The 22,358-nt window shown below is 63.5% G+C and carries 18 protein-coding genes; 4 read left to right on the forward strand and 14 right to left on the reverse strand.

Translation table 11 applies throughout. The annotated features are described in order from the left end of the window. Nucleotides 1–150 precede the first annotated feature (150 nt). Entirely contained in the window at nt 151–1,662 is a 1,512-nt protein-coding gene (locus P3T42_RS10925; protein WP_429306040.1) for an MFS transporter, read from the reverse strand. A 286-nt stretch (nt 1,663–1,948) separates the two neighbouring features. Between P3T42_RS10925 and P3T42_RS10930 the strand changes: the two genes are divergently transcribed. The 3 genes from P3T42_RS10930 (at nt 1,949) to P3T42_RS10940 (ending at nt 4,656) form a co-directional block, all read left to right on the forward strand. Next, a complete protein-coding gene (locus P3T42_RS10930) occupies nt 1,949–2,239 on the forward strand; it encodes a co-chaperone GroES (RefSeq protein WP_074295314.1) in 291 nt (96 codons plus the stop codon). Nucleotides 2,240–2,254: 15 nt separating this feature from the next. After that, complete coding sequence (gene groL / locus P3T42_RS10935; RefSeq protein ID WP_429306041.1) at nt 2,255–3,895, forward strand: chaperonin GroEL; 1,641 nt, start codon at nt 2,255–2,257, stop codon at nt 3,893–3,895. A gap of 164 nt (nt 3,896–4,059) precedes the next feature. Continuing rightward, on the forward strand, nt 4,060–4,656 hold the full coding sequence (locus tag P3T42_RS10940; protein WP_429306042.1) for a nitroreductase family protein: 597 nt from the start codon (nt 4,060–4,062) through the stop codon (nt 4,654–4,656). A gap of 61 nt (nt 4,657–4,717) precedes the next feature. Here P3T42_RS10940 and P3T42_RS10945 read toward each other — a convergent pair whose 3' ends face one another. The 4 genes from P3T42_RS10945 to P3T42_RS10960 form a co-directional block, all read right to left on the reverse strand. Then, nucleotides 4,718–6,088, reverse strand: coding sequence for an LLM class flavin-dependent oxidoreductase (locus tag P3T42_RS10945; protein WP_429306043.1), 1,371 nt, complete (start codon nt 6,086–6,088; stop codon nt 4,718–4,720). After that, nucleotides 6,088–7,350: an SfnB family sulfur acquisition oxidoreductase gene (locus P3T42_RS10950; RefSeq protein ID WP_429306044.1), complete on the reverse strand. Its 1,263-nt coding sequence runs from the start codon at nt 7,348–7,350 to the stop codon at nt 6,088–6,090. The genes P3T42_RS10945 and P3T42_RS10950 overlap by 1 nt, the downstream gene beginning before the upstream one ends. A gap of 6 nt (nt 7,351–7,356) precedes the next feature. Next, on the reverse strand, nt 7,357–8,610 hold the full coding sequence (locus P3T42_RS10955) for an SfnB family sulfur acquisition oxidoreductase (protein WP_074295310.1): 1,254 nt from the start codon (nt 8,608–8,610) through the stop codon (nt 7,357–7,359). Between the two features lie 235 nt (nt 8,611–8,845). Then, nucleotides 8,846–9,802, reverse strand: coding sequence for a sulfonate ABC transporter substrate-binding protein (locus P3T42_RS10960; RefSeq protein WP_074295309.1), 957 nt, complete (start codon nt 9,800–9,802; stop codon nt 8,846–8,848). A gap of 341 nt (nt 9,803–10,143) precedes the next feature. Here P3T42_RS10960 and P3T42_RS10965 point away from each other — a divergent pair, with 341 nt between their 5' ends. After that, nucleotides 10,144–10,968 carry a MetQ/NlpA family lipoprotein gene (locus P3T42_RS10965; protein WP_074295308.1) on the forward strand — a complete coding sequence of 275 codons (825 nt, stop codon included), beginning with the start codon at nt 10,144–10,146 and terminating at the stop codon, nt 10,966–10,968. 114 nt (nt 10,969–11,082) lie between these two features. Here the strand turns inward: P3T42_RS10965 and P3T42_RS10970 are convergent, their stop codons facing one another. The 9 genes from P3T42_RS10970 to P3T42_RS11010 form a co-directional block, all read right to left on the reverse strand. Beyond that, the gene (locus P3T42_RS10970) at nt 11,083–12,102 is read right to left on the reverse strand and encodes a succinylglutamate desuccinylase/aspartoacylase family protein (RefSeq protein WP_074295307.1); all 1,020 of its coding nucleotides are present in this window, start codon (nt 12,100–12,102) and stop codon (nt 11,083–11,085) included. A 122-nt stretch (nt 12,103–12,224) separates the two neighbouring features. Further along, nucleotides 12,225–12,608: a hypothetical protein gene (locus P3T42_RS10975; protein WP_429306045.1), complete on the reverse strand. Its 384-nt coding sequence runs from the start codon at nt 12,606–12,608 to the stop codon at nt 12,225–12,227. 61 nt (nt 12,609–12,669) lie between these two features. Further along, nucleotides 12,670–14,445, reverse strand: coding sequence for a S10 family serine carboxypeptidase-like protein (locus P3T42_RS10980; protein ID WP_429306046.1), 1,776 nt, complete (start codon nt 14,443–14,445; stop codon nt 12,670–12,672). Nucleotides 14,446–14,613: 168 nt separating this feature from the next. After that, nucleotides 14,614–16,629: a S53 family peptidase gene (locus P3T42_RS10985; RefSeq protein WP_429306047.1), complete on the reverse strand. Its 2,016-nt coding sequence runs from the start codon at nt 16,627–16,629 to the stop codon at nt 14,614–14,616. Between the two features lie 378 nt (nt 16,630–17,007). Next, nucleotides 17,008–17,955 carry a PfkB family carbohydrate kinase gene (locus P3T42_RS10990; RefSeq protein WP_074295303.1) on the reverse strand — a complete coding sequence of 316 codons (948 nt, stop codon included), beginning with the start codon at nt 17,953–17,955 and terminating at the stop codon, nt 17,008–17,010. After that, nucleotides 17,952–19,391, reverse strand: a complete 1,440-nt coding sequence (locus tag P3T42_RS10995; protein WP_429306048.1) for a purine-cytosine permease family protein — start codon at nt 19,389–19,391, stop codon at nt 17,952–17,954. Before P3T42_RS10995 ends, P3T42_RS10990 begins: the two co-directional genes overlap by 4 nt. A 49-nt stretch (nt 19,392–19,440) precedes the next feature. Continuing rightward, nucleotides 19,441–20,478 carry an ADP-ribosylglycohydrolase family protein gene (locus P3T42_RS11000; RefSeq protein ID WP_074295301.1) on the reverse strand — a complete coding sequence of 346 codons (1,038 nt, stop codon included), beginning with the start codon at nt 20,476–20,478 and terminating at the stop codon, nt 19,441–19,443. Further along, complete coding sequence (locus P3T42_RS11005; RefSeq protein ID WP_074295300.1) at nt 20,478–21,206, reverse strand: GntR family transcriptional regulator; 729 nt, start codon at nt 21,204–21,206, stop codon at nt 20,478–20,480. Before P3T42_RS11005 ends, P3T42_RS11000 begins: the two co-directional genes overlap by 1 nt. Before the next feature lie 84 nt (nt 21,207–21,290). After that, nucleotides 21,291–22,307 carry a porin gene (locus P3T42_RS11010; protein WP_429306049.1) on the reverse strand — a complete coding sequence of 339 codons (1,017 nt, stop codon included), beginning with the start codon at nt 22,305–22,307 and terminating at the stop codon, nt 21,291–21,293. Nucleotides 22,308–22,358 lie beyond the last annotated feature (51 nt).

Consider the following 22,358-nt stretch of genomic DNA (forward strand, 5'->3'; position numbering starts at 1 on the left):
TCTGGAAAGTTATCCTCTCCGCGGGCATCGGCAAACCAAGCATTGCAGCTATGGATATGGGCTAGCTGCCAATGCAGCGCGCCTGGAAGCCAGCGACCTGCGTCGACGCCGGGTGCCGTCCTCGCGCCAGGCCACACCAGGTCGGGTCAGTTATGCGTTGACCGCGTTAACCGAACGCCCGCCCACCGCGAGCGGATCGAGATAATCCTCCGCGTCGATGTCGTACCCCGACGGCTCCCAGCGGATAGCCAGCAACACCAGCAGCGAAGTCAGCGGCGCCACCGCGATCACCCAGAACACATTCGTCCCGAGCGCGGCCGAGAGAACCGGAAACAGAAACAGCGACACCGTCGACGCCGAGCGCACCAGCGTCTGGTTGAACCCCACACCAATGCCGCGAATCGAGGTCGGATAGCTGAGCGACGCGTAAGTCATCGAATGCGAGCCTGGCCCGAAGCCCTGTCCGAACAGATAGCCGCCCAGCAGCAGGATAGCCAGCACGACCAGTACGCCGCTGCCCGGCTTGCCGATCAACGCGAGCCCGATCAGCGACGCGAACTGCAGCGAGTGCCCCAGCACCGTCATCTTCCAGGCTCCGACCGTCGGCGCGGTGCGCACGCCGATCAATCCGCCCACAAAAGCAAAGGCCAGATTCAGCGTCAGCGCGGCGATGATCGTCGTCAGCGGCCCTTGATGAAAGAAGCTGGTGATGATCACCGGCAAGCCGAAGATGATCGCGTTGTAGCCGAACGAGGACGCCGCTCCAATGGTCGCGGCGAGAATCGTGCGGCTGCGGTAGGTGCGGTTAAACAGCACGCCATAGTTGCGCCACGACGCGGCACGCGGCGCCTTGACCGGCTCGCTGCTGCGTTCGACCACCGCATCCACCCCATACGAGCGCTTGAGAATGCGCGCGGCTTCGTCCAGATCGCCCTGGTTCGCTGCCCACACCGGCGACTCGCTGATATAGCGGCTGCGCACCAGAATGATCGCGATGGCGGGCACCGCGCCGAACGCAAGCGTCAAACGCCACAGCCAGCCCAGATGATGCTCGGGCAGGATCGCATACAGGCCGAGGATCAGCAGATAGCAGGTACTGGTGGCCGCATACCACGCGGGGCACCACGCGGCCACGCTGGCCGCCTTGTTGCCCTTGCCCGCCACCCGTGAGAACTCCGCCAGAAACGCCATCGCCACCGGCAGATCGAGGCCCACCCCGAAGCCCATCAGAAAGCGCGCTCCGCCGAGCACCCACGCATTCGGCGCAAGACCGGCCGCGATAGCCGCGACCACGAAGAACAGCATGTCGGCCATAAACACGCGGTAGCGTCCAATCCGGTCGGTCAGATAGCCGCCGAACAGCGCGCCGAGAATCGCGCCAAACGTGATCGCAGACGAAACGAAGCCCACCTGTACCGGCGAAAGCGAAAACTGCCGCGCGATGTCCTTGATGCCGTAAGCGAGTGAAGTCAGATCGTAGGCATCCAGAAAGACCCCGCCGAGCGCAATCGCAATCACGATGCGTGCGTTACTGCCTTTCGCAGCGCCCGCGTTGACGATACGCGAGACGTCCTGCGCGGAACGGATCACAGCGGGACGGCCGGCGCCTGCCGTTTGTGCCGGCGTGTCGACGGTCGTCGACGGAAAAGCAACGGTGGACATGATGTCGGATTTCGCACGAGTAGCTGAAGCGTTGCATATTAGCCATGCACACCGCATCGGCAAAACGACGAATTCATATATGCAAATCTGCGCTTGCGCGGCACTCCCTACTGGTCTCTGCTTCAGGGCATGCCGATTTTGCAGCATGCCCCATAACCTAAACAGCGAAATGCGGATAAGCATTTGAGGATTCGTTATTGGAGCCGCCTCGTGCCCATTCTTATACTCAATCACGGTCAGCACTCGCCAGCGAAGAGTGCCAAATCTCCACTGCAGGAATGTCTAAATGAGCCTACGTCCTTTGCATGATCGCGTCATCGTCAAGCGTCTCGATCAGGAGACCAAAACCGCCTCGGGCATCGTGATTCCCGAGAGCGCCGCCGAAAAACCCGACCAGGGTGAAGTGCTCGCCGTCGGTCCCGGCAAGCGCGATAGCGACGGCAAGCGCATCGAACCCGATCTGAAGGTCGGCGAACGCGTGTTGTTCGGCAAGTACTCGGGCCAGCAGGTCAAGGTCGACGGCGCCGACCTGCTCGTGCTGCGCGAAGAAGACATCGTCGCCGTAGTCCACCAATAAACGGAGCTTCACAAGATGGCAGCCAAAGAAATCGTCTTTAGCGACAACGCGCGTTCGAAACTGGTCGAAGGCGTGAATCTGCTCGCGAATGCAGTCAAGGTCACGCTCGGTCCGAAGGGCCGCAACGTGGTGCTGGAGCGCAGCTTCGGTTCACCGGTGGTGACCAAGGACGGCGTGTCGGTCGCCAAGGAAATCGAGCTGGCCGACAAGCTGCAGAATATCGGCGCGCAACTGGTAAAGGAAGTTGCCTCGCGTACCAGCGACGCCGCCGGCGACGGCACCACCACCGCCACCGTGCTGGCGCAGGCTATCGTGCGTGAAGGCCAGAAGTATGTGGCGGCCGGCCTCAATCCGCTGGATCTGAAGCGCGGCATCGACAAGGCGGTGATCGCCGCCATCGACGAGCTGAAGAAGATCAGCAAGCCGACCACCACCAGCAAGGAAATCGCTCAGGTGGCGACGATTTCGGCTAACGGCGAGGAATCGATCGGCCAGCGGATTGCCGAAGCTATCGACCGCGTCGGCAAGGAAGGCGTGATTACCGTCGAAGACGGCAAGTCGCTCGAGGATGAACTCGAAGTGGTCGAAGGTCTGCAGTTCGATCGCGGCTACCTGTCGCCGTATTTCATCAACAACCCGGACAAGCAGGTCGCCGTTCTCGACAACCCGTTCATCCTGTTGCACGACAAGAAGGTGTCGAACATTCGCGATCTGCTGCCGGTACTCGAACAGGTCGCCAAAGCAGGCCGCCCACTGCTGATCATCGCCGAGGACGTCGAAGGCGAAGCGCTGGCGACGCTGGTGGTGAACAACATCCGCGGCATTCTGAAGACGGTCGCGGTCAAGGCTCCGGGCTTCGGCGATCGTCGTAAGGCCATGCTGGAAGACATCGCGATCCTGACCGGCGGCCAGGTCATTGCCGAAGAAACCGGCCTCACGCTCGAAAAGGCTACGCTCGCTGAGCTGGGCCAGGCCAAGCGCATCGAAGTGGGCAAGGAAAACACCACCGTGATCGACGGCGGCGGCGACCCGAAGACTATCGAAGCGCGCGTGAAGCAGATTCGCGTGCAGATCGAAGAAGCCACTTCCGACTACGACCGCGAGAAGCTCCAGGAACGCGTCGCCAAGCTGGCCGGCGGCGTGGCCGTGATCAAGGTGGGCGGCGCCACCGAAGTCGAAGTCAAGGAGAAGAAGGACCGCGTCGACGACGCCTTGCATGCGACCCGCGCCGCGGTGGAAGAAGGCATTGTGCCGGGCGGCGGCGTGGCGCTGATTCGCGTGCGCAACGCGATCATCGATCTGAAAGGCAGCAATGCGGATCAGGACGCCGGCGTGAAGATCGTGCTGCGTGCACTTGAAGAGCCGCTGCGCCAGATCGTGTCGAATGCCGGCGAGGAAGCCAGCGTGGTGGTGGCGAAGGTCTCGCAGGGCACCGGTAATTTCGGCTACAACGCCCAGACCGGCGAATACGGCGACCTCGTGGAATCGGGCGTGCTCGATCCGACCAAGGTCACGCGCACCGCGCTGCAGAACGCGGCTTCGATTGCCGGCCTGCTGCTGACGACCGATGCGACTGTCTACGAAGCGCCGAAGGATGCCGCGCCGTCGGCACCTGCGGGCGGTCCGGGCGCGGGCGGCCCGGGCTTCGATTTCTAAGGCGGCCATGTTTGTACGTCGTTGATCCGGCGGCGCTTTAACGACGATCATGCCCGCCTCGCGCGGGCATGATCGCATCGATCCGCGCCAAATCGTCTATAACGTACTAGCATTTCACCAATCTGGCCCGCGTGGCCAGCTTTCGTTTCTTTCTGGATAGAGCCATGACCACATCGAACTCCCGTGCTGCGGATCATCCGATCGACGTTCAGTTTCTCGACCGCTGGTCGCCCCGTGCCTTCACGCAAGAGACCATTCCAGAGTCGACGCTGCTGACGTTCTTCGAAGCGGCGCGCTGGGCGCCCTCCTCCTATAACTCGCAACCGTGGCGCTTCGCTTACGCCCGCCGCGACACGGAGCATTGGACGCGTTTCCTCGGTTTTCTCAACGAGTTCAATCAGAGTTGGGCCAAACACGCGGCGGCCGTCGTGATCGTGCTGTCGAAAAGCACTTTCACGCCACCCGGCGGCAGCGCCGAAGTGCCGGCTCCAACGCACTCGTTCGATGCCGGCGCGGCGTGGGGTTACTTCGCACTGCAGGCGAGTCTCTCGGGATGGCATGCGCACGGTCTGGCCGGCATCGAACGCGACAAGATCCGCCAGGGGCTAGCTGTCCCCGATGTGTATTCGATCGAAGCGGCTATCGCAATCGGACGCGCCGGCGACAAGAGTGTGCTGCCGGAGGCGTTGCAGGCCCGCGAGGCGCCGAGCCCACGCAAGCCGCTGGCTGAAATTGCCGCAGAGGGCCGTTTCGTTCCTTGATGGAGACACACTGGCGCCCTGCGACACAGTCGCGGGCGCCAGGTCGGTGCAGTATTCACCGCTACGCGAGCTCGGCCGTCTGCCGCCGAAAACTCGCTGCCGCGTGCCGTCCGGGCAACAGGTCGCCCTCGCTGAACAGCTTGTGGCGCAAGGTGCCTTCGTCGTAAGCAGTCTTGTACAGCCCGCGGTTCTGCAACTCCGGCACGACCAGATCGATGAAGTCCTCGTAGCTTTCCGGCACGACGGTGCGGCTAAGGTTGAAGCCATCCACGCCGGTTTCCTCGACCCACGCCTGCAGTTCGTCCGCCACCTGCGCGGGCGTGCCGACAATGGCCGGATAGCGGCCGCCCAGTTCGAACATCTCCAGCAGCTTGCGGCGCGTCCAGCCATGCTGCTTCGCGGTCCGCGTGGCCGATTCGATGGCGTTGGTGGGCGCATAGTCGACGGGCGCGTCGAGATCGTATTGCGCGTAGTCGATGCCGGTGCTGGCCGCGAAATGCGCCAAACCCGCTTCGCGGCTCGCGTAACGCAGATAGTCCGCGTATTTCTCGCGCGCCTCGTGTTCGGTCGTACCTGTTACTACCGCGGCCCCTACGAATACCTTGACGTCGTCCGGATGCCGGCCGGCCTGAACCAGTTGCTCGCGCAACGTTCGCACCGTCTCGCGTCCGACCGTCCGGTTCGGCGGCGAGATGAACACGCACTCGGCGTGCCGCGCGGCGAAACGTTGGCCACGCCCAGAGCTGCCCGCCTGGAACAACACCGGCGTGCGTTGCGGCGACGGCTCGGCGAGGTGGTAGCCTTCGACGTTGTAGTAGCGCCCCGCATGCTTCACCTCGTGCACTTTAGCCGGATCCGCATAGACGCGGCCGGCCTTGTCGCGCAGCACCGCGCCCTGTTCCCAACTGCCTTCCCACAGCTTGTAGAGAAGCTCGAGATACTCGTCGGCCCGCTCGTAGCGCTCGTCGTGCGGCAGTTGCTCGTTGAGCCCCATCGCACGCGCCGCGCTGTCGAGATAGCCGGTCACGATGTTCCAGCCAATCCGTCCTTGCGTCAGATGATCGAGCGTCGAGAAGCGGCGCGCGAGCAGATAAGGCTGCTCGTAGGTGAGATTGACGGTCACGCCGAAGCCGAGGTGTTCGGTGACGGCGGCCATTGCCGATACCAGCAGCGTGGGATCGTTGACCGGCAACTGGATCGACTCGCGCAAGGTCACATCCACGTTGTGCTGATAGACGTCGTACACGCCGACGATATCGGCCAGAAACAGGCCGTCGAACAGGCCGCGTTCCAGCGTGCGCGCGAGGTTGGTCCAGTACGGCAGCAGGCGGTAGTCGGTGGAGCGGTCGCGCGGATGCGTCCACAGGCCATGGTTGATATGGCCGACGCAGTTCATGTTGAACGCGTTCAGCAAAATCCGTTTCTTCGCCATCACAAGGCTCCATGCCGCGGCGGCAGCTTGTCGTTGAGGTAGAAGTTACCCACCGCATGATACTTCCAGCGCACCGGGTCATGCAGCGTGTGGGTGCGCGCGTTACGCCAGAAACGGTCGAGCCCGAGACCGTCGAGCGTGGCAGCCGTGCCGGCGAGTTCGAACAGGCGCGAGCCCGCGTCGAGCGACACGGTCGTGGTCAGCGCCCGCGCCTCGGCTACGGCGACCGAAGCCTCGGCCACCGAGCGATCGGTGGAGTGGGCCTGGGCGGCGTCGACGAAGCGGCCCGCGCGGCGCAGCAACGCTTCCGCCGCACGCAGTCGCACGGCGAGGTCGCCGAACTGCGCGATGGTCAGCGGATCGTCGGCCGCGCGTTCGACCTTTGCGTCGATCCAGGGCCGCGAACGCTCGCGCACGAACTGCACGGCGGCGTCGAAAGCGCCTCGCGCCTGGCCCAGATCGATGGCGGCGTGGATGATCTGCGCGAGCGGTCCGATCGTCGTCGCCCGCTCGAACGACACCTGGAACGGCACGACCCATTCGGGCTCGACACGCACTTGCTCGAACTGCACCGAGCCGCTGCCCGTGACACGTTGGCCGAAGCCGTCCCAGTTGTCCGTAACTGTCACGCCTGGCGTATCGCGCGGAATGAAGGCCAGATACGTGACGTCGCGTCCCTGCTCTTCTGCGACCACCAAAGTGGGAATCCAGTGCGCGTAAAGCGCCCCCGTGCAATAGAACTTGCGGCCGTCCACCTGCCAGCCGTGCGCGCCGCGCGTGAGCCGCGTGCGGCGTTTGAAGTCCTTGTGGCCGATTTCGGCAAGCGCGTTGCCGAAGCGCTCGCCCGCCAGCACACGCTGATAGAAAAAGCGCTGTTGTTCGACGCTGCCGCCGACGCGCAGCACTTCCAGCGCGTAGAAATGGTTTTGCGGAATCTGGCCGAGCGAGCCGTCGGCGGCGGAAATGATCGCGGTCACTTCGGCGAGCGTGCCGTTGCGCACCCCTGCGCCGCCGAATTCGCGCGGCACGGTGATGCCCCACAGGCCGCTCGCGACGAAGGCGTCGAGTTCGGCCCACGGCAGCCGCCGTTCGCGGTCGCGCAGCGCCGCTTCGGGCGCGAATTGCGCAGCGAGGCGCCGAGCGGTCAGCAGGGCCTGCGCGTCGTCGGTAATCAGATCAGGCGTAACGGGCGGGCGCAGTTCGGGAGGCAACGCGTTCGCCACAACGTCGCCGCGCGTTTCTACAGAAAGATCGAGAGTCATGTTTCTTCAGTTCCACGAATGACGCGCGGGCAGCACCTGGTTCAGGTGATAGTTGCCGAGCAGGTGCAGTTTCCAGCGCACCGGATCGTGCAGCGTATGGGTGCGTGCGTTGCGCCAATGGCGATCGAGGTTATGCGCGGCGCGCGTCGAGGATGAACCGGCCAGCTCGAACAGCTTTTCGCTCGCTTCCAGTGCGATGCGGGTGGTCAGGATCTTGGCTTCGGCCACCGCGACGGAGGCACGTGCGCTCGCCTCGGCGTCGAGGGAGGGCGCGGCGGCGAGGGCATCGAGTGTGTGGCCCGCCTCCTGCAGCACCTCGTGCGCGGCGTGCAGATCGATCTGCAGACGGCCCACGTCGGCGATGATGTACGGGTCGTCAGTGGCGTGCTCAAGGCCGGAATCGACCCACGGACGCGCGCGTTCGCGCACGAAGGCGAGCGTGTCGGCCACCGCCGCTTGCGCAATGCCCTGATCGATGGCAGCCTGAATCAGTTGTGAAGTAGGCCCGAACAGGCCCGGACGCTCGGCAAGTTGCCAGATCGGCAGCACGTCCTGCGGATCGACCGGCACCTGCCTGAACGTCACCGTGCCGCTTGCCGTCGTACGTTGTCCGAATGAGTTCCAGTCGTCGACCACCGTCAGGCCCGGCGCGTCGCGCGGCGCCCAGACCTGCACGGCGCGGCCTTCGTCGTCGGTGGCGCGAGTGGGAACGCGGTGCGCGAACAGCGCACCGGTGGAGTAGAAACGCTGGCCGTCGAGGCGCAAGCCATCAGGCGTCGCAGTCAGCCGCGTCGTGCCCTGCAGGATGGTCCTGACGTTCGCCGAACGGCGCTCCGGACCGGCGTTGCCGAGCCGCTGGCCCGCCAGCACCTCGCCATACAGGCGCGCTTTCTGCGCCGGCGTGCCGATTTCGCGCAGCACGCCCAGCACGCCGAAATGGTTCTGCGGAATCTGGCCCAAAGCCGGATCGGCTGCACACAGGATCACAAACACTTCGGCGAGCGTGGCGTACGACACATCGGCGCCGCCGAATTCGCGCGGCACGGTGATCGCGCCAAGGCCGCTTTCCGACCACAGATCCAGTTCAGCCCATGGCAACAGGCGTTGGCGATCGCGCTCGGAAGCGCCGGCCGCGAACCGCTCAGCGAGGGCGTGGGCGGCGGCGATCGCCTGGGCGTCGCCGGCAATGCGCTGGACACGGGCGGGATCGGGACGCCGAGGCAGCGGCGCCTCGGCGGAGGGAGATTCGAGAGTGGACATGATGGTTCGTACCGACAGAGGTGACACCCGTCCGCCCGCAACGCTCCCTCCCTTGTGACGGAGAAACGCACAGCCTGCGTAACGCTTGTGGCGAACAGGTTGAACCGTCTATTGAACCAGCAGAGGCTTGCCGCGCCTACTATCGAATTGGAACTTGCTTATGAGGATTTGCGATTTCCCGGTGCGGCGCTTACTGCCTGGGCCTCACGTCGCCGCTTGCGGTCTTCACCGCCGCTTACGCGAGCGTCGCGTCCTTCGTGACGATCTTGCGCGGAATCAGCTTCAGTTCGTAGAACGTATCCGCGATTCGCTGCTGTTCGGCGAGCACCTCGGCGTCGATCGGCTTGTAGACGTGTGAGTAATGCTCAAGACTGGTCTGGATGATCGACACGTCGAGCCCCTGAAGGGGCGCGAGTTCCGCGGCCGCAGCAGCCGTGTTCTGCTTGACCCACTGCCCTTGCCTGTTCAACTCTTCCATGACGATGGCGACCACGTTCTGACGCTTTTGCGCAAACTCACGCTGACTCAGAAAGAACTCGTGGTGACTGGCGACGCCTTGCGCATCGGCCAGCAGGCGCGCGCCGCTCTGCGCCTGCGCAGCGGCGAGGAACGGATCCCAGATCGCCCAGGCGTCGATTGCGCCTTGCTCGAGAGCGGCACGCGCATCGGCAGGCGCCAGATAGACCGGCTGGATATCGCCGAAGTCGAGACCGTTCTTGCGCAACAGCGCGACGATGAACCAGTGCACGTCGGAGCCGCGGTTGAACGCCACCTTCTTGCCCTTCAGATCCGCCACCGTCTTGATAGGCGAGTTCTTCGCGACGACCACGCCTTCCGCGCGAGGCGCCGGAAGTTCATACGCGGTATAGACGAAGTCCGCCCCTGCGGCCTGCGCGAACACGGGCGGCGCCTCGCCGACATAGCCGAAATCGATCGCGCCGACGTTCAGGCCCTCCAGCAATTGCGGGCCGGCCGTAAATTCGTTCCACGAGACCTTGATGCCTAGCGGCGCGAGCCGCTTTTCCAGCGTGCCGTGTGCCTTCAACAGCAAGAGCGTGGTGGCGGACTTCTGGTAGCCGATCCTGAACTGATCGGGCTGGAACTTGGCCCATGCCGGCAGTGCGGTGCCGGCCAGCGTCGCGCCCAAGGCGGCAAGGAAGGTCCGGCGGCCCCGGCGTGTCGAGTGGTTCATCGTAGCGTGTCCATGTTTGACGGGTCGCGTCAGCCTCAGGTTGGGCCAACGTCGTGAGTTGGTGAGCATCGGGTTGGGTACAACGGGTGCCACGCGCCGCGCAACGTTCGTTTGCCCGGACACACTGCTCCCGTTTCCCATGGAGTCGAAAATCTTACGCGTCATGCCTGAGGCATCGAAATGATCTTTCGAGGTAAGCAAATATCCGGTTGTGGATAGCGCGGGTTGGCGCTTTCCATATATGCCTCAGCGGATTTAGCAACCAACGGAAAAGTATTTGCCAGCCCCCTTCCTCATTACATAGGATGCGGCCATCATCCACTACACGGCTACCGTGCATCATGAATAAAAGAAACCTGCTGAAAACCGCGCTGGCCACCGTTGTGTTCGGTCTGGGCGTCGCCACCTCGCAACTCGCGCTGGCGGCTCCGCAAACCCTGCGCGTCGGCATCATGTCCGGCGAAGATGAGGACGTGTGGCGCGTCGTGGCCGCGAACGCCGCCAAGCAGGGCCTCGCCATCAAGATCACGACGTTCTCCGACTACACGCAGCCCAATGAGGCGCTCTCGGAACACGACCTCGACGCCAATTCGTTCCAGCACAAGCCGTATCTCGACGCGCAGATCAAGGCGCGCGGCTACACGATCGTGCCGGTGGGCTTTACCTATGTGCAGCCGATTGGCCTCTATTCGCGCAAGGTGAAGTCAGTGGCCGATCTGCCGGATGGCGCCACGGTCGCCGTGCCGAACGATCCGAGTAACGAAGGACGCTCGCTGCTGTTGCTGCAAGCCCAGCATCTGATCACGCTGCGCGCCGACGTCGGCCTGCTGCCGACCGCGCGCGATATCGCGGACAATCCGAAGCACATCCATATCAAGGAACTCGACGCGGGTATCGTGGGCCGTGCGATCGGCGATGTGGACGCCGCCGTGATCAACACGGACTGGGCTATCAAGGCCGGCATCAAGATTCCGCAAGAACGTATCGCGCAGGAACAGGTGAACGGCAATCCGTATCGCAACTTCCTCGCCGTCAATGCAAAGGATGCGAACGCGCCGTGGGTCCACGCGCTGGTTCAGAGCTATCAGCAGCCTAACGTGGCCGCTGAAATTCTCAGCGTCTATCATGGTGCGACGCTGCCGGCGTGGGATGGGGCAAGCCACTAAGTCTCGCCTGGACGTGTAAGCGGTAAGCGCGCGGCGGGTTAAAAAGCTGGGGCGGGTGCTGACAACAGCACCCGCCCCTTTTTGTTTATAAGGATCGCGAAATTTAATGCCGCGTTATTGCCCCGCCGGTTCGGCCAGATGATAGAGGCAATCGCCCCGCTGCACCAATGCAGGCACGCGTTTGCAGACGACCTCCCCGGCGCCGGTGAAATGCAGCGTGACGGGTTCGCGCAAAGGCGTTTCGGGAAAATGGATACGCGCAGCCGCCTGCCCTTCGACGACCTGCTCGCCCAGCTCCACCAGTGGTTCGTATAAACCGCGGTCATAAGCGTAGACATAATGGCGCGAGCCTGAAACGCGCATGAAGCGGGTGGCAGCCGGAGCGCTGTCCGGCACGAGCGCGCCATGCAGCAGCCCAATGAAGCCCAGCAGATGCAGCAGTCCCTGGCGCCCCTCGCGCAACAGTTTCGCCTGCACCACTCCGCCGCCGCCCAGTTCGGTGAGGATCGAGATCGCGCCCTGGCGCCGCGCGGCGGTCGCCGCATGAACCGGATTCTCGGGATGCAGAAACGCGTTAGGCAAACCGAACGCAGCCAGCAGCGCGCGCAACCGCGCGTCCTCCTCGGCATCGCGCGGCTCGATCGCCAGCATGTTGGCCCCGTGATACAGCAACGAACTGCCGCCCGAATGCAGGTCGACCAGATAGTCCGCGCGGGCGAGCAGCGTATGCTCGATGTAATCGGCAATCAGTTCGGTCGGCGTGCCGGCCGGATTGCCCGGGAACGTGCGGTTCAGATTGCCGCCGTCGAGCGGCGAGGTGCGCAGGCCCGCCTCTGCGGCCGGGAAGTTGGCCATCGGCAGCAGGATCAGTTGTCCGCTGAGCATGTGCGGCTCGATCTCGCGGATCAGTTGCGAGACGATCACCTGCCCCTCGTACTCGTCCCCATGATTGCCGGCCATGATCAGCACCACCGGCCCGTCGCCGTTGCGGACCGACGCAATCGGAATCGGGATCCAGCCATACGCCGAGCGGTGGACCGAATGAGGCAGCCGCAGATAGCCAGTGTGTTTGCCGCTCGAATCCAGATCGATTTCACTGCGGATGGGATTGGCTGCTTGCGCGTCGCGGGTCATCTTGGGTGGCTCTGGGATGGAGGTTACGTTGCATGGGAGGCGAACTCTCATTCTCGACGAGCTCGCCTCCCGCCGTTACCAAGTTATACAACGATCCAAATCCACCGCAAAGCTAAGACCGTTTACTTCTGCTGCAGATACTGCTGGACCTCCTTCATGGTCACGGTGCCGCTGCGCGCCGAGTCGATCTGATCGAAGTGCGCGGCCACGTAACCGAGGCCGCCCGTTTGCGCCTGGCTCTTCGTGATCGCGGCGCCGTTGCTCAATGCGCCCTCCGCACCCAGGCTGGTCGCAAGACGCTGTTGCGCCTGCTGCTGCAACGCGGCGCCCGTGGTGGGCGCAGGCGGCGCGCTGCGAGCGCGCGGAAAGAACGGACCGTCGACGCCTCCGCCGTGCGCCGGCACGGCCGAGGACACCGACTGTACCGACTCGGCCTGCGCGCTCACGGTGAGCGCACACAGAAGCGTCGCCAAAGCGACGTACCGCAAGACAGGAATAATACGCATGACATGACTCGCAAAAAGAGCGAGGCGTCAGCCAATGGCCGGCCGCCGCCTCGCAAGGTGTTTAAGGGGCGACCTTCATCGCGGCAAATGTCGGCGTGCCCGCAGGCGTTTCGTCGGACCATGCGGCTGGCAGGTTGGCGAGCGAGAGCGCGGCCGGAATCGGCGAGCCCGCAAAATACGACTTCAGGTCCGCTTTCATCTGCGGCCGGGCGGTGTTGTCCAGATAGATCATGTGGCCGCCGGGATAGAACGTCACCTGCAGGTTCGCGTTCAGACCGGACACGGTCTGCAGTCGCGCCAACTGGTTTTCGGTGATGAAATACGGCGTCGCGAGATCGTGATAGCCGTTCTCCGAGAGCACCTTCAGTTGCGGATTGAGCGTGAGCGCCGCCAGCAGGTCGGGGATCGTATCCGGCACGGCCTGCCCGTCATGGCTGAAGTCCCATGCGCCGATGATGTCGTTATTCAACGTCTGGAACGTCGCGTTCGGTGCGCTGTAGCCGAGATACGACGGCATCTGCGTAGCGAGCGCCGTGGTGAACGGCTGCGAGATAAGGATGTCCGACGGATCCGAATCCGCCTGCAGGCGCGGATCGCTGCTCGGTAGCGAGACGCGGCCATCGTAGCGGCCAATGGTCGAGCCCGGCACCAGCGCGGTCCCATAGTACGCATTGCCGAAATACGCATTCAGCGCCTGCGGCGACAGGCTCGTGAGGCTCGACCACGAGGCAATCGTGTTGTTGCTCGGGAACACGGGCGGCGTCGTCAGCACCGGCGTGCCGGCGAAGTTATTCGTAGGACCGTATTGGGTCAGCGACGCATACTGCGTGGTCACGAAGTTCTGGATCTGCTGCGCGTACGCGCCCAGATTGGTCAGCGCCGGCGAGACCTGATCGAAGTACGCGGCCACCTGTGCGAAGCTCACGAAGTAGCCGATCATCGAATCCGTGCTGTACTTGAGCTCGGTCGGATAGTCGGCGGCGTTGTTGTTGGTGATCGCGTTGGTTTCGCCCACATCCGCGAAGTAATTCAGAATCGACGACTGCAGCACGATGCCGGTCAGATGCACACCGGCCGACTCCAGCGAAAGCGCCAGCATGTCGGTGCGCGGTGTGCCGTACGATTCGCCGTATAGATAGATCGGCGAACTGCTGCGATTGTTCACCGTCAGATAGCGCTGGATGAAATCGCGCATCACCCGCACGTCGGGATCCGCGCCCCAGAAGGTCTGGTTCGTGTTCGGCTGGATTGCTTCGGAGAGACCCGTGCCCGGGGGATCGATGAACACCATGTCGGTGGTGTCGATCAGGCTTTCCGGATTGTCGACCAGCGGGAAATTGGGCCAGTTGGTCAGTTGCGGGTCGGGCGTCGCGACGCGGGTCGGTGCAAACGAACCGAGCCGCAGCCACACCGACGACGAACCCGGACCGCCGTTATAGAAGAACGTGACAGGCCGTGGCGTGCCGTTGGTGGACGGCGCCGTGTACGCGACATACGACATCGTCGCCTGCGGGTTGCCGTTCGGATCCGACGCGCTCAGGTGACCGGTGGTCGTCGTGTAGTTGACGGTCGTGCCGCCGCTGCTCCATTGGTGATGCACCACCGCCGCCTTCTCCGACACCTGCGCCGCGCTCAGGCTGTCGCCGGCCTTTGCGGAATAAGCGATGGGGTCGGTCAGTTGCTGGTCGGCCTGGGTCGGCGTCGCGCTGCTGCTATTACTGTTGACGCTGCCGCCGCAACCCGCAAGGGCAAGAATCGCAACGGCCAGCGGCGCTTGCGCGCTGCGCCGGACCTGAACCGCCCAGGCGGCAGGCACTCCACGAGTTATCTCTTTCATTTTTATCCTGGTTATGGTGATGCGGAACAACACTTCGATACGACGACGCCCCCTGGTAAGCACTGCAAAGCAGTGGATACCAGGGAGTCGACACAGTTAGACCTTGAGGGATGGACCCACGAGACGGTGTTGCCGTCCGGCCGAAGCAGCCGGACGGGCGCCGCAGAATCAGGCCGTCGCGGTTGACCCGGACAGCATCGACCACAGGCCGTTGAAGAAGCTGGCAAGCAGGCTGAAGAGGTTCGCCGCCCCCCCGCCGCTGTCGCTGCTGCTGCCGGCCGTGCCGTTACCCGACGCGATAGAGGGTGTAGAACCGAAGTCGCTGTTCAGCCTCGCGATGCTGAAACTGCCCCAGCCGGTGTCGAAGTCGAAGCCCTGCGTGGCGCTGTAGCCATACGTGACGCCGCCTTGCGTGATGCCGTTGTTGCCGGTCAGGACGCTGTGGACGAGGCTCGGATCGGTGGGGACGTCGCTATAGATCGTCGCGGCGGGAAACGCCAGGCCGTTGTTATTGGCCGACTGCACGCGCGCCCAGATGCCGGAGAAAATCGGTGCAGCGAGACTCGTGCCGCCGATGACGTTCGGATCGGTCGGACCATAACCGGGGATCGTGCCGACCGTTTGTCCCTGGTAGACGAGGATGGCCCCGCTGGCGCTGTCCGCATCGAAGCCGATATCCGGGACGGTGCGCGACTGATTGCCGGTGACGGCGGATTGCCAGCTTGGCGCGGCCTCGTACTGGCTGATACCGCCGCCCGTCGCCCACAGCGCGCCGGTGTTATCGAGCCCCGAGTTCCAGACGCTTTCGTGGTCGTACTGGCTGCCCTTGGTGTAGAGCGAGGTCCCGCCTACCGAGATGACATAAGGCGAGGTTGCCGGTTCGCTGACGCTATAGCTGCTCAGGTTGGACGGCGGCACGCCGTTCTCGCACTCGTACACGCCATGGTCGCCGGCCGAGACCGAGAAGGTCTGCCCCTGCGCCATCGCCACCTTGAAGATTGCGTCGTCGGCCGACTGCGAGCCGCCTTGCTGGGCACTCGCCTCGCACACGCCGAGCGAGACGTTGATCACCTTGGCGACATTGTCGGAGACCGCCTGGTTGTAGGCCGCCGTGATGTCGCCCAGATTCATCGAGGGCGCATCGTAGAACATCAACTGATTGACGGCCCCACCCGCGGCGCCGACGATCGACTGGCTGTCGAGGTTCCATTCCACCGTGCCCGACGTATCGCTATAGTCGCTGCCGGACGGGCCGGTTTGCACGACGTTGGTCTGCACCGTGCCGAGCGAGTTGTTGCTCGTGAAGGTCTGCAGATCTGATAAGGTCTGCGAAAGATCGCCCTCGGAAATTATGCCGATCGTGGTGCTTGCGGCCGTCGGCGTGCTGCCGGCGTCGTAAAGCGTGGAAAACTCGACCGGGTTGTGGCCGGTCAGGATCGCCCTCGCCGCACTCTTCTTGCTCGCGTCCGCTGCAATGCTTGCCGCCGCTTGCGCAGACTGCGCGGGTTGTCCCGGCTGAGCCAGGTGATAGTTGGTGTGCGCGGTCACGACATTCTGCAAGCCCAGCACCGCGTCGACGACCTCGCTCAGGGCGGCGGGCACCTGCGCGTCGCCAGAGTTGGCATAAACCTGCCGGCCGGCGTCGTTGAACTGCACGAGGCTCGTGTTGAACGCCGCCCGGGTCGTGGCTGCAGTGCCGTCGGCCGTCACCAGCATGCGGTTCTTCGCCACCTGGACGTTGGTGAAACCCGCCTGGGTCAGATATTGCTGGACCGCGGCCACCTGGGTGTCGGTAGGCGCATAGGTGGAGAGGATCTGGTCGGGCGTCAGATATTGACGGAAATTCGGGCTGCCCGGCTGATTGACCTGCCGGATAAACGTCTCAAGATTCTGCTGGTTGCGCAGTTTAAGCGTGATAACGACGTGTACCGGTTTATTGGCGGGCACCTCGCTGGTGGCGTTGGTGGCCGCCTGCGGCGTCACCAATGCACCATTTACCGGATTATTGGGTGGCGAGGTAATAAATGCGTGCGTCCGGGTAGAAACCCAGTCTTGTGAATTAGCCTGGGCATTCGCTGCCGAGGCTAACAAACCGGTGGAAGATAAACCAATCAGCGATAAAACCGAGAAACGACGTGTCGCGCCGGAAAAGCGTGCGACCCAAGACGGTGCCTGTGTTGGCATAATGCCTCCTCGTGAGAACAAGCGGCCACCTGCTGACCAGCACGGTAGTGCTGGGCGAACAAAACGGTCTGGATAACGTGAGATACACGCTCTCCATCGACACTTATCCCCGAAGCCAGTAATTTTTTGTAATGCGAATCTTAATGGATTCGCCCCTCCTGACAAGGGGTCAATAAAGATTTGACATCAGTTAAATAATGGTGCGTTTTGGATAACATTAATCAGGTTGAAATTATTAATAATTATCCGAATTGAATGATTATCCTATCCGAATCATTTGACCAATGACGACGCGCCCCGCCTCATCCCCAAGGCAATTTGGGGTTAGGCAAGGGCGCGGGGTTCAGAGCGAGTGGGAAGCGTGTGCGGAGGGACGAATCAGCGACGCGAGTCCAGAAAGACGTCAATCTCGTTGGCATCCGGAGCTGTCGCCGGACCATGGCGCGTCACGGCCAGCGCCGCCGCTGCGTTCGCACGCATAGCCGCTGTGTGCGCATCCGCGCCACTCGCCAGCATGGCGAGGAATACACCGGTGTGGGCGTCGCCGGCGCCGTTGGTGTCGACCGCGTTCACCCTGAAACCCGGCACATGATCGCGCTGCGCTGTCACGCGTATCTCACACCCGCGCTCGCCATCGCGCACCACCGTCAGTGCATCGGTTGGCAAGCGGGCGGCGATTGAGTCGAACGCCGCGTCGAGGTCGTCCGTCCTGGCGAAACGCAACGCTTCCACGCGGTTGCTTGTCCAGATCGATACGCGGGACAACACACGCTCGAGCAGCATGGCGTCAATGGCGTCGACGAGCGGACCCGGATCGAACGCAACGCGCGTCCCTGCAGGTAACTGCTCCAGCCACGCGAGCAGCACCGTGGCCTTATCCGCGAGCATCAGGCTATAGCCGCTCACATAGACGATATCGTCCTGCGTCACCTGCAGCCCGTCCAGCACACTCCGTTCAAGTACACCTTCCGCGCCGATATGCGAGACGAAGGTACGTTCAGCCCGCGCGTCGACGAGCGCCACACATAGGCCCGTGTCCTCGCCCGTCACTTGCGGACCGGCAATCTCCACGCCTTCTTTCTCGAGCGCCGCACGCGCCACGTCGCCGAAACGCCCGCTGCCATGACCGCCTGCATACACCACACGCATGTGACTGCGACGTGCCGCGGCGATCACATTGAAGCCGCCGCCTGCTTCGAAACACGCGTTGGCGGCAAGCACGTCGCCCCCAGGCGCAGGCAACGCCTCGATCTGCATGACGAGATCGACGATGACCTGGCCCGTATGAATCAATCGGGATACTTTTGCGGGAACTGCCTGAATCATGCTGTCTTCCAGTTTTTTGCCGAATGGCGTGCGCCGCCCAGGCCTGCATACACGCCTGCTGCGATCACGAAAGTGACAATCCAGCCGAGACCATTGCGGCCGAGCCATGAATTAGCGAATACGCCATGAATCGCGCCGGTCGACAGGAAGCAGAATCCGAGCACGATGGCGAGCGCCCACGCACTCAATGCGCGCCACTCGATGCCGCCTTTATACCAGTATGCGCTACCCGGCGAGACATCCAGCAGATCGGTTGCCGAGTACTCCTGACGATGAATCAGATCGACTACAAAGATGCCGACCCAAGCCGTAATCGGCACCGCCAGCAGCGAGATAAAACCGATAAACGGACCGTAAAAGCTGCCGGCAATCAGCATGAAGTAGATCGAGCCGCTGAATATCACCACCACGTCCACCACCACCGCCTGGACCCGCCTGACTTTCAGGCCCAGCGTCAGCGTCGTCAAGCCCGCCGAATAGACCGACAGGTAATTGGACAGCAACAGGCCACCGAACGCCGTGATCAGATAAGGAATCGCCATCCACGTGGGCAACATGTCGCGAATTGCGGCAATCGGATCGGAGGTCGAGGCGAGCTGATCGTTGCCGACCGCCAGCAACGCGCCGAGCGTGACCAGCAGAATCAGCGGAATGCCTGCGCCGAATGCCGCCGAGGCCACCAGAGCCGGACCTTTGACCGACGGCGCCTGATAGCGCGACATGTCTGCACCCGCATTGGCCCAGCCGATTCCGGTGCCCGCGGCAATCGTGCCGATGCCGATCACGACCGCGCTCGCCGGCGCCGGTGCGACCTGGAACACGGCATGCCAGTCGATGCGCGTCGCGAGAAAACCGGCCACCACCAGATTCAGCACCCCAAACACATAGGTGGACCACTTCTGGATCACCAGCAGGGTGGCATGGCCGAAGCCTGAGACGATCAACGTCAGCACGACGAACACGGCAATGAACACGAGCGTGAGCACCGGCGCCTGGCTGGCTTGCGCAGGCGTGCCAAACAGGATGGTTGCGAGCGAGAGGAGCACGTAGGCGGCAGTGGTCGTATTGACCGTCTCCCAGCCGAGCCGCGACAGCAGCGAGACGATGGTCGGGCCAATGTTGCCGCGTACCCCGAAAATCGCTCGCGACAGGGTCAGGCTCGGCGCATGACCGCGCCGTCCGGCAATCGAGATCACGCCGACAATCGCGAACGATCCCGCCGCGCCGACGATCGCCACCAGTGCCGCCTGCCAGATCGCAAGATGCTGGAAAGCGACGAGGGTTGCGCCGAGCGGCAGAGCGAGAATGCTGATATTGGCCGCGAACCAGACCCAGAAGAGCTGGCGCGGATGTCCATGGCATTCGCTGGGCGGTACCGGTTCGATACCGCGCGTCTCGACTTGGCGAGCACTGTTTGACGGGCGTGACGAAGCCATCTGAGTCGAATCTCCAGATTGAAGGAAACTACCGGAACGGACCTGCGCCTCAGTCGGTGCGGGCGCGCAATCCAAGCAAACGGTCGACCAGCGGATCGAGATCGAGCGCGTTCACGCGTCGAATCGTCGCCACAGGTCCGGCCGGCAACGCGTCATAACCCGAGCACGCGCCGAGAATCGCGCCGAGCATTGCCGCGATCGTGTCGGTATCGCCGCCCAGACTCGCGGCCGCGCCCAATGCGGCCTCGATCGAGCCGCCACGCCGCTCGGCGTCGAACGCGAGCGCGAAGGTGGCGACCACCGATTCCTGCGACGCAACCGAGGTGCCGATCACGTCGTAAATCAACTCCGCGACGTCGTGTTCCGCACAGCCGCGGATCAACTCTCGCGCATGGCGCAGACGCGGCGCGATCCTTCCTCCCGCCACCCAGAAGCCACGGCTCGCCGCCTGCTCCGCCATGTCGATCCCCGCTTCGAGTGCCGCAGCCAGGCTCGCGCCGTTCACGCCCGCCGACACCGCGGCGGCCACCGCCGCCGCGCTCGCAATACCGAGCGTGGTGTGGTGCGTGACGACACACGACTGCAACACAGCATCGATAAACGCCTCTCGCTGCCTCAGATCGAACGCAATCCCCACCGGCGTCACACGCATCGCCGCGCCGTTGGTGGTGCCGAAGCGCCCTGTGCGCAACGGATTTTCACCAGCGGCGATGCGCTCGATCGCCTGTTTGGTGGAGGGACCCAGCAGGTCGAGCGAGCCGCGCGCCTTCATCGACGCCTCCCACTCCATCAACGCATGCGCGAACGCCTTCGGCTCGATCGTGCCGTCCCCCTCCACCAGAAGCTCGGCAACCAGCACCGCCTGCTCGGTGTCGTCGGTAATCGAGCCGGCCGGCAGATTCGGGGCGATAGGCTGGTCGGCGAACGCGCTCTCCAGCTTGTCGATGCGTCCAAACTGTTCGGCGATCCGCTCGCGGCTGAGCGACTGCGTCGGCATGCCATACGCGTCACCGAGGGCAAGGCCATAAAACGCGCCACGCGCACGATCCGTCCATTCGGGGTGAGTCAAATGCGAAAACGAAGACATCAGAATTCCAGATGTAGTGCAAAAAACGCCGGATCCAGCAAGCTCACGACGTACTCGATGATGCGGTCGTCACGGTCGCGCGTGAGCCGTCGCGAACGCAGAAACGATGTGCCGGCGCGACGCTTGAGCAGGCGCGCATCGGCCGCATCGAGCCCGACCACTTCGGCCCACTGCTCGCCGTGATGCGGCACCATGCCGTGCTCGATCAGCGTGCGGTTCAACGATCCGCCTACCAGTCCTTGCAACGGCAGCGCAGCCAGCTCTTCGCTGAACGGCAGACGGCTGCGCTCGAGCGAGATGCATTGCGCCTCGGCGCCGATAACGCGCATGCGGTCGATCGCCACAAACGTCGAACGCTTGAGCTTCAGTTCCTGCGCAAGCGTCTCGTCTTCGACCAGCGCAATCTGCAGCAGGCGGGTCTGCGCCCCACCCTCCGCCTGTTCGATCGCCGTGGTCCAGCCAAGCGTGCCGTCGATCGTCTGGCCGTTGAACGTCACGAACGACCCGATGCCGCCTTTGCGCGTAATCAGCCCGCCGTTCGTCAGCAGGTCGAGCCCCTTGCGCACGGTGTTGCGGCTCACCGCGAAGCGCTCGACCAGTTCGTGCTCGCTTTCCAGTTGCTGACCGAACGGCAGGCGTCCGCTCAGAATCTCCTGCTCGATCGTGGCGGCCACCATATGCGCCTTCGAGCGCCCGACTTCCGCGCTCTTCACTGCCCGTTTCACCATCTTGCGGCTCCTGTGCCTGGGAGGGCCCGGCCATCGCAGCGGCCGGGCCTTCATTCGAAAAGCACAAGTATGCACATGTTTTCCTCAAAAACGCTGCACGATGCCCAACTGAAACCCACGCGCATCCGCGCCGGGGTACGCAAGCGGCAGTCCGGCATTGGCCGAGCCCGCCAGCCGGTATTCCGCCTGACCACGGTTTTGCAGGAACGACAACGCGCTGTACACCGTGGTGCGTCGGGAGAGCGTATACGTGTAGAGCGCGGCCACCTGGCTCGCGTTGTTGCCCTGTCCCGTCTCGTCGTGCAGATAGGTATAGCCGAATGCGAGGGCGCTCGACGGCGTGAACTGATACAGCGCCGATGCGCCGTACACGTTCACATCCAGATCGATATCGGCCCACTTCGAACCGCTCCACCCTGCGTAAAGCGTCGTCTTGCCGATCTGATACGACAGCCCCGCCTCCTCGGTCCGGTCCGTCGCGCTGCCGTCCGCACTCTTCACCGCTTGCGCGGCGAACACGGCCGCGACCGGTCCATGCGAGTACGTGACATCACCCTGATAGCTCGAACCCGGCGAGCGGAACCCGCCCGCATCGCCGAGACCCGTGTAGAGGCTGAACTGCAAGCCGGCCAGCGTCGGCGATGTGTATGAAACCGTGTTGCTCGTGCGCACCGTGTAGGTCATCAGGTTGCTGAAACCGGACGCCTGGGTCGAGGCGCCGAACGCGTCGAGGCCGCCCTGGTCGTTGAACACCGGCGAGTTCTGACGGCCGGCGCGCAGTTCGCCCCATCCTCCCGATAGGCCAACCCAGGCGGCGCGATTGAACAGGCTGCCCGGCGAGGCAAGCGTACCGTCGTTAGGATTAAAGCCATTCTGCAAATCGAAGTTGATGTGATTGCCGCCGCCAATATCCTCGGTGCCGCGCAGGCCGAATCGGCTCGCCCACTGTCCAGACGAACCCAGCGCTCCGGTATAGCCGCTGCCCGTGTTCACCACCTGGACGAATTCGTCCAGGATGCCATACAGGGTGACGCTCGAGTCCGCGTGCGCGGCGGATGCAAGGCAAATCAGCATTACAGCGGCCGGCAGGCGAATGTTCATGATGAGCGATGTCGGGTGGGCAAATCGCGGGCGCGATCACCTGTTCCTTTT

The organism is Paraburkholderia sp. GAS38 (assembly GCF_050434965.1).
Lineage (GTDB): Bacteria > Pseudomonadota > Gammaproteobacteria > Burkholderiales > Burkholderiaceae > Paraburkholderia > Paraburkholderia phenazinium_A.

Coding starts and splice junctions, on each gene's coding strand:
- groL (WP_429306041.1), top strand. CDS start 2,255: ATGGCAGCCAAAGAAATCGTCTTTAGCGACAACGCGCGTTCGAAACTG.
- P3T42_RS10955 (WP_074295310.1), bottom strand. CDS start 8,610: ATGTCCACTCTCGAATCTCCCTCCGCCGAGGCGCCGCTGCCTCGGCGT.
- P3T42_RS10985 (WP_429306047.1), bottom strand. CDS start 16,629: ATGCCAACACAGGCACCGTCTTGGGTCGCACGCTTTTCCGGCGCGACA.
- P3T42_RS10930 (WP_074295314.1), top strand. CDS start 1,949: ATGAGCCTACGTCCTTTGCATGATCGCGTCATCGTCAAGCGTCTCGAT.
- P3T42_RS11000 (WP_074295301.1), bottom strand. CDS start 20,478: ATGTCTTCGTTTTCGCATTTGACTCACCCCGAATGGACGGATCGTGCG.
- P3T42_RS10940 (WP_429306042.1), top strand. CDS start 4,060: ATGACCACATCGAACTCCCGTGCTGCGGATCATCCGATCGACGTTCAG.
- P3T42_RS10970 (WP_074295307.1), bottom strand. CDS start 12,102: ATGACCCGCGACGCGCAAGCAGCCAATCCCATCCGCAGTGAAATCGAT.
- P3T42_RS10945 (WP_429306043.1), bottom strand. CDS start 6,088: ATGGCGAAGAAACGGATTTTGCTGAACGCGTTCAACATGAACTGCGTC.
- P3T42_RS10965 (WP_074295308.1), top strand. CDS start 10,144: ATGAATAAAAGAAACCTGCTGAAAACCGCGCTGGCCACCGTTGTGTTC.
- P3T42_RS11010 (WP_429306049.1), bottom strand. CDS start 22,307: ATGAACATTCGCCTGCCGGCCGCTGTAATGCTGATTTGCCTTGCATCC.
- P3T42_RS10925 (WP_429306040.1), bottom strand. CDS start 1,662: ATGTCCACCGTTGCTTTTCCGTCGACGACCGTCGACACGCCGGCACAA.
- P3T42_RS10990 (WP_074295303.1), bottom strand. CDS start 17,955: ATGATTCAGGCAGTTCCCGCAAAAGTATCCCGATTGATTCATACGGGC.
- P3T42_RS10960 (WP_074295309.1), bottom strand. CDS start 9,802: ATGAACCACTCGACACGCCGGGGCCGCCGGACCTTCCTTGCCGCCTTG.
- P3T42_RS10975 (WP_429306045.1), bottom strand. CDS start 12,608: ATGCGTATTATTCCTGTCTTGCGGTACGTCGCTTTGGCGACGCTTCTG.
- P3T42_RS10995 (WP_429306048.1), bottom strand. CDS start 19,391: ATGGCTTCGTCACGCCCGTCAAACAGTGCTCGCCAAGTCGAGACGCGC.
- P3T42_RS10980 (WP_429306046.1), bottom strand. CDS start 14,445: ATGAAAGAGATAACTCGTGGAGTGCCTGCCGCCTGGGCGGTTCAGGTC.
- P3T42_RS10950 (WP_429306044.1), bottom strand. CDS start 7,350: ATGACTCTCGATCTTTCTGTAGAAACGCGCGGCGACGTTGTGGCGAAC.
- P3T42_RS11005 (WP_074295300.1), bottom strand. CDS start 21,206: ATGGTGAAACGGGCAGTGAAGAGCGCGGAAGTCGGGCGCTCGAAGGCG.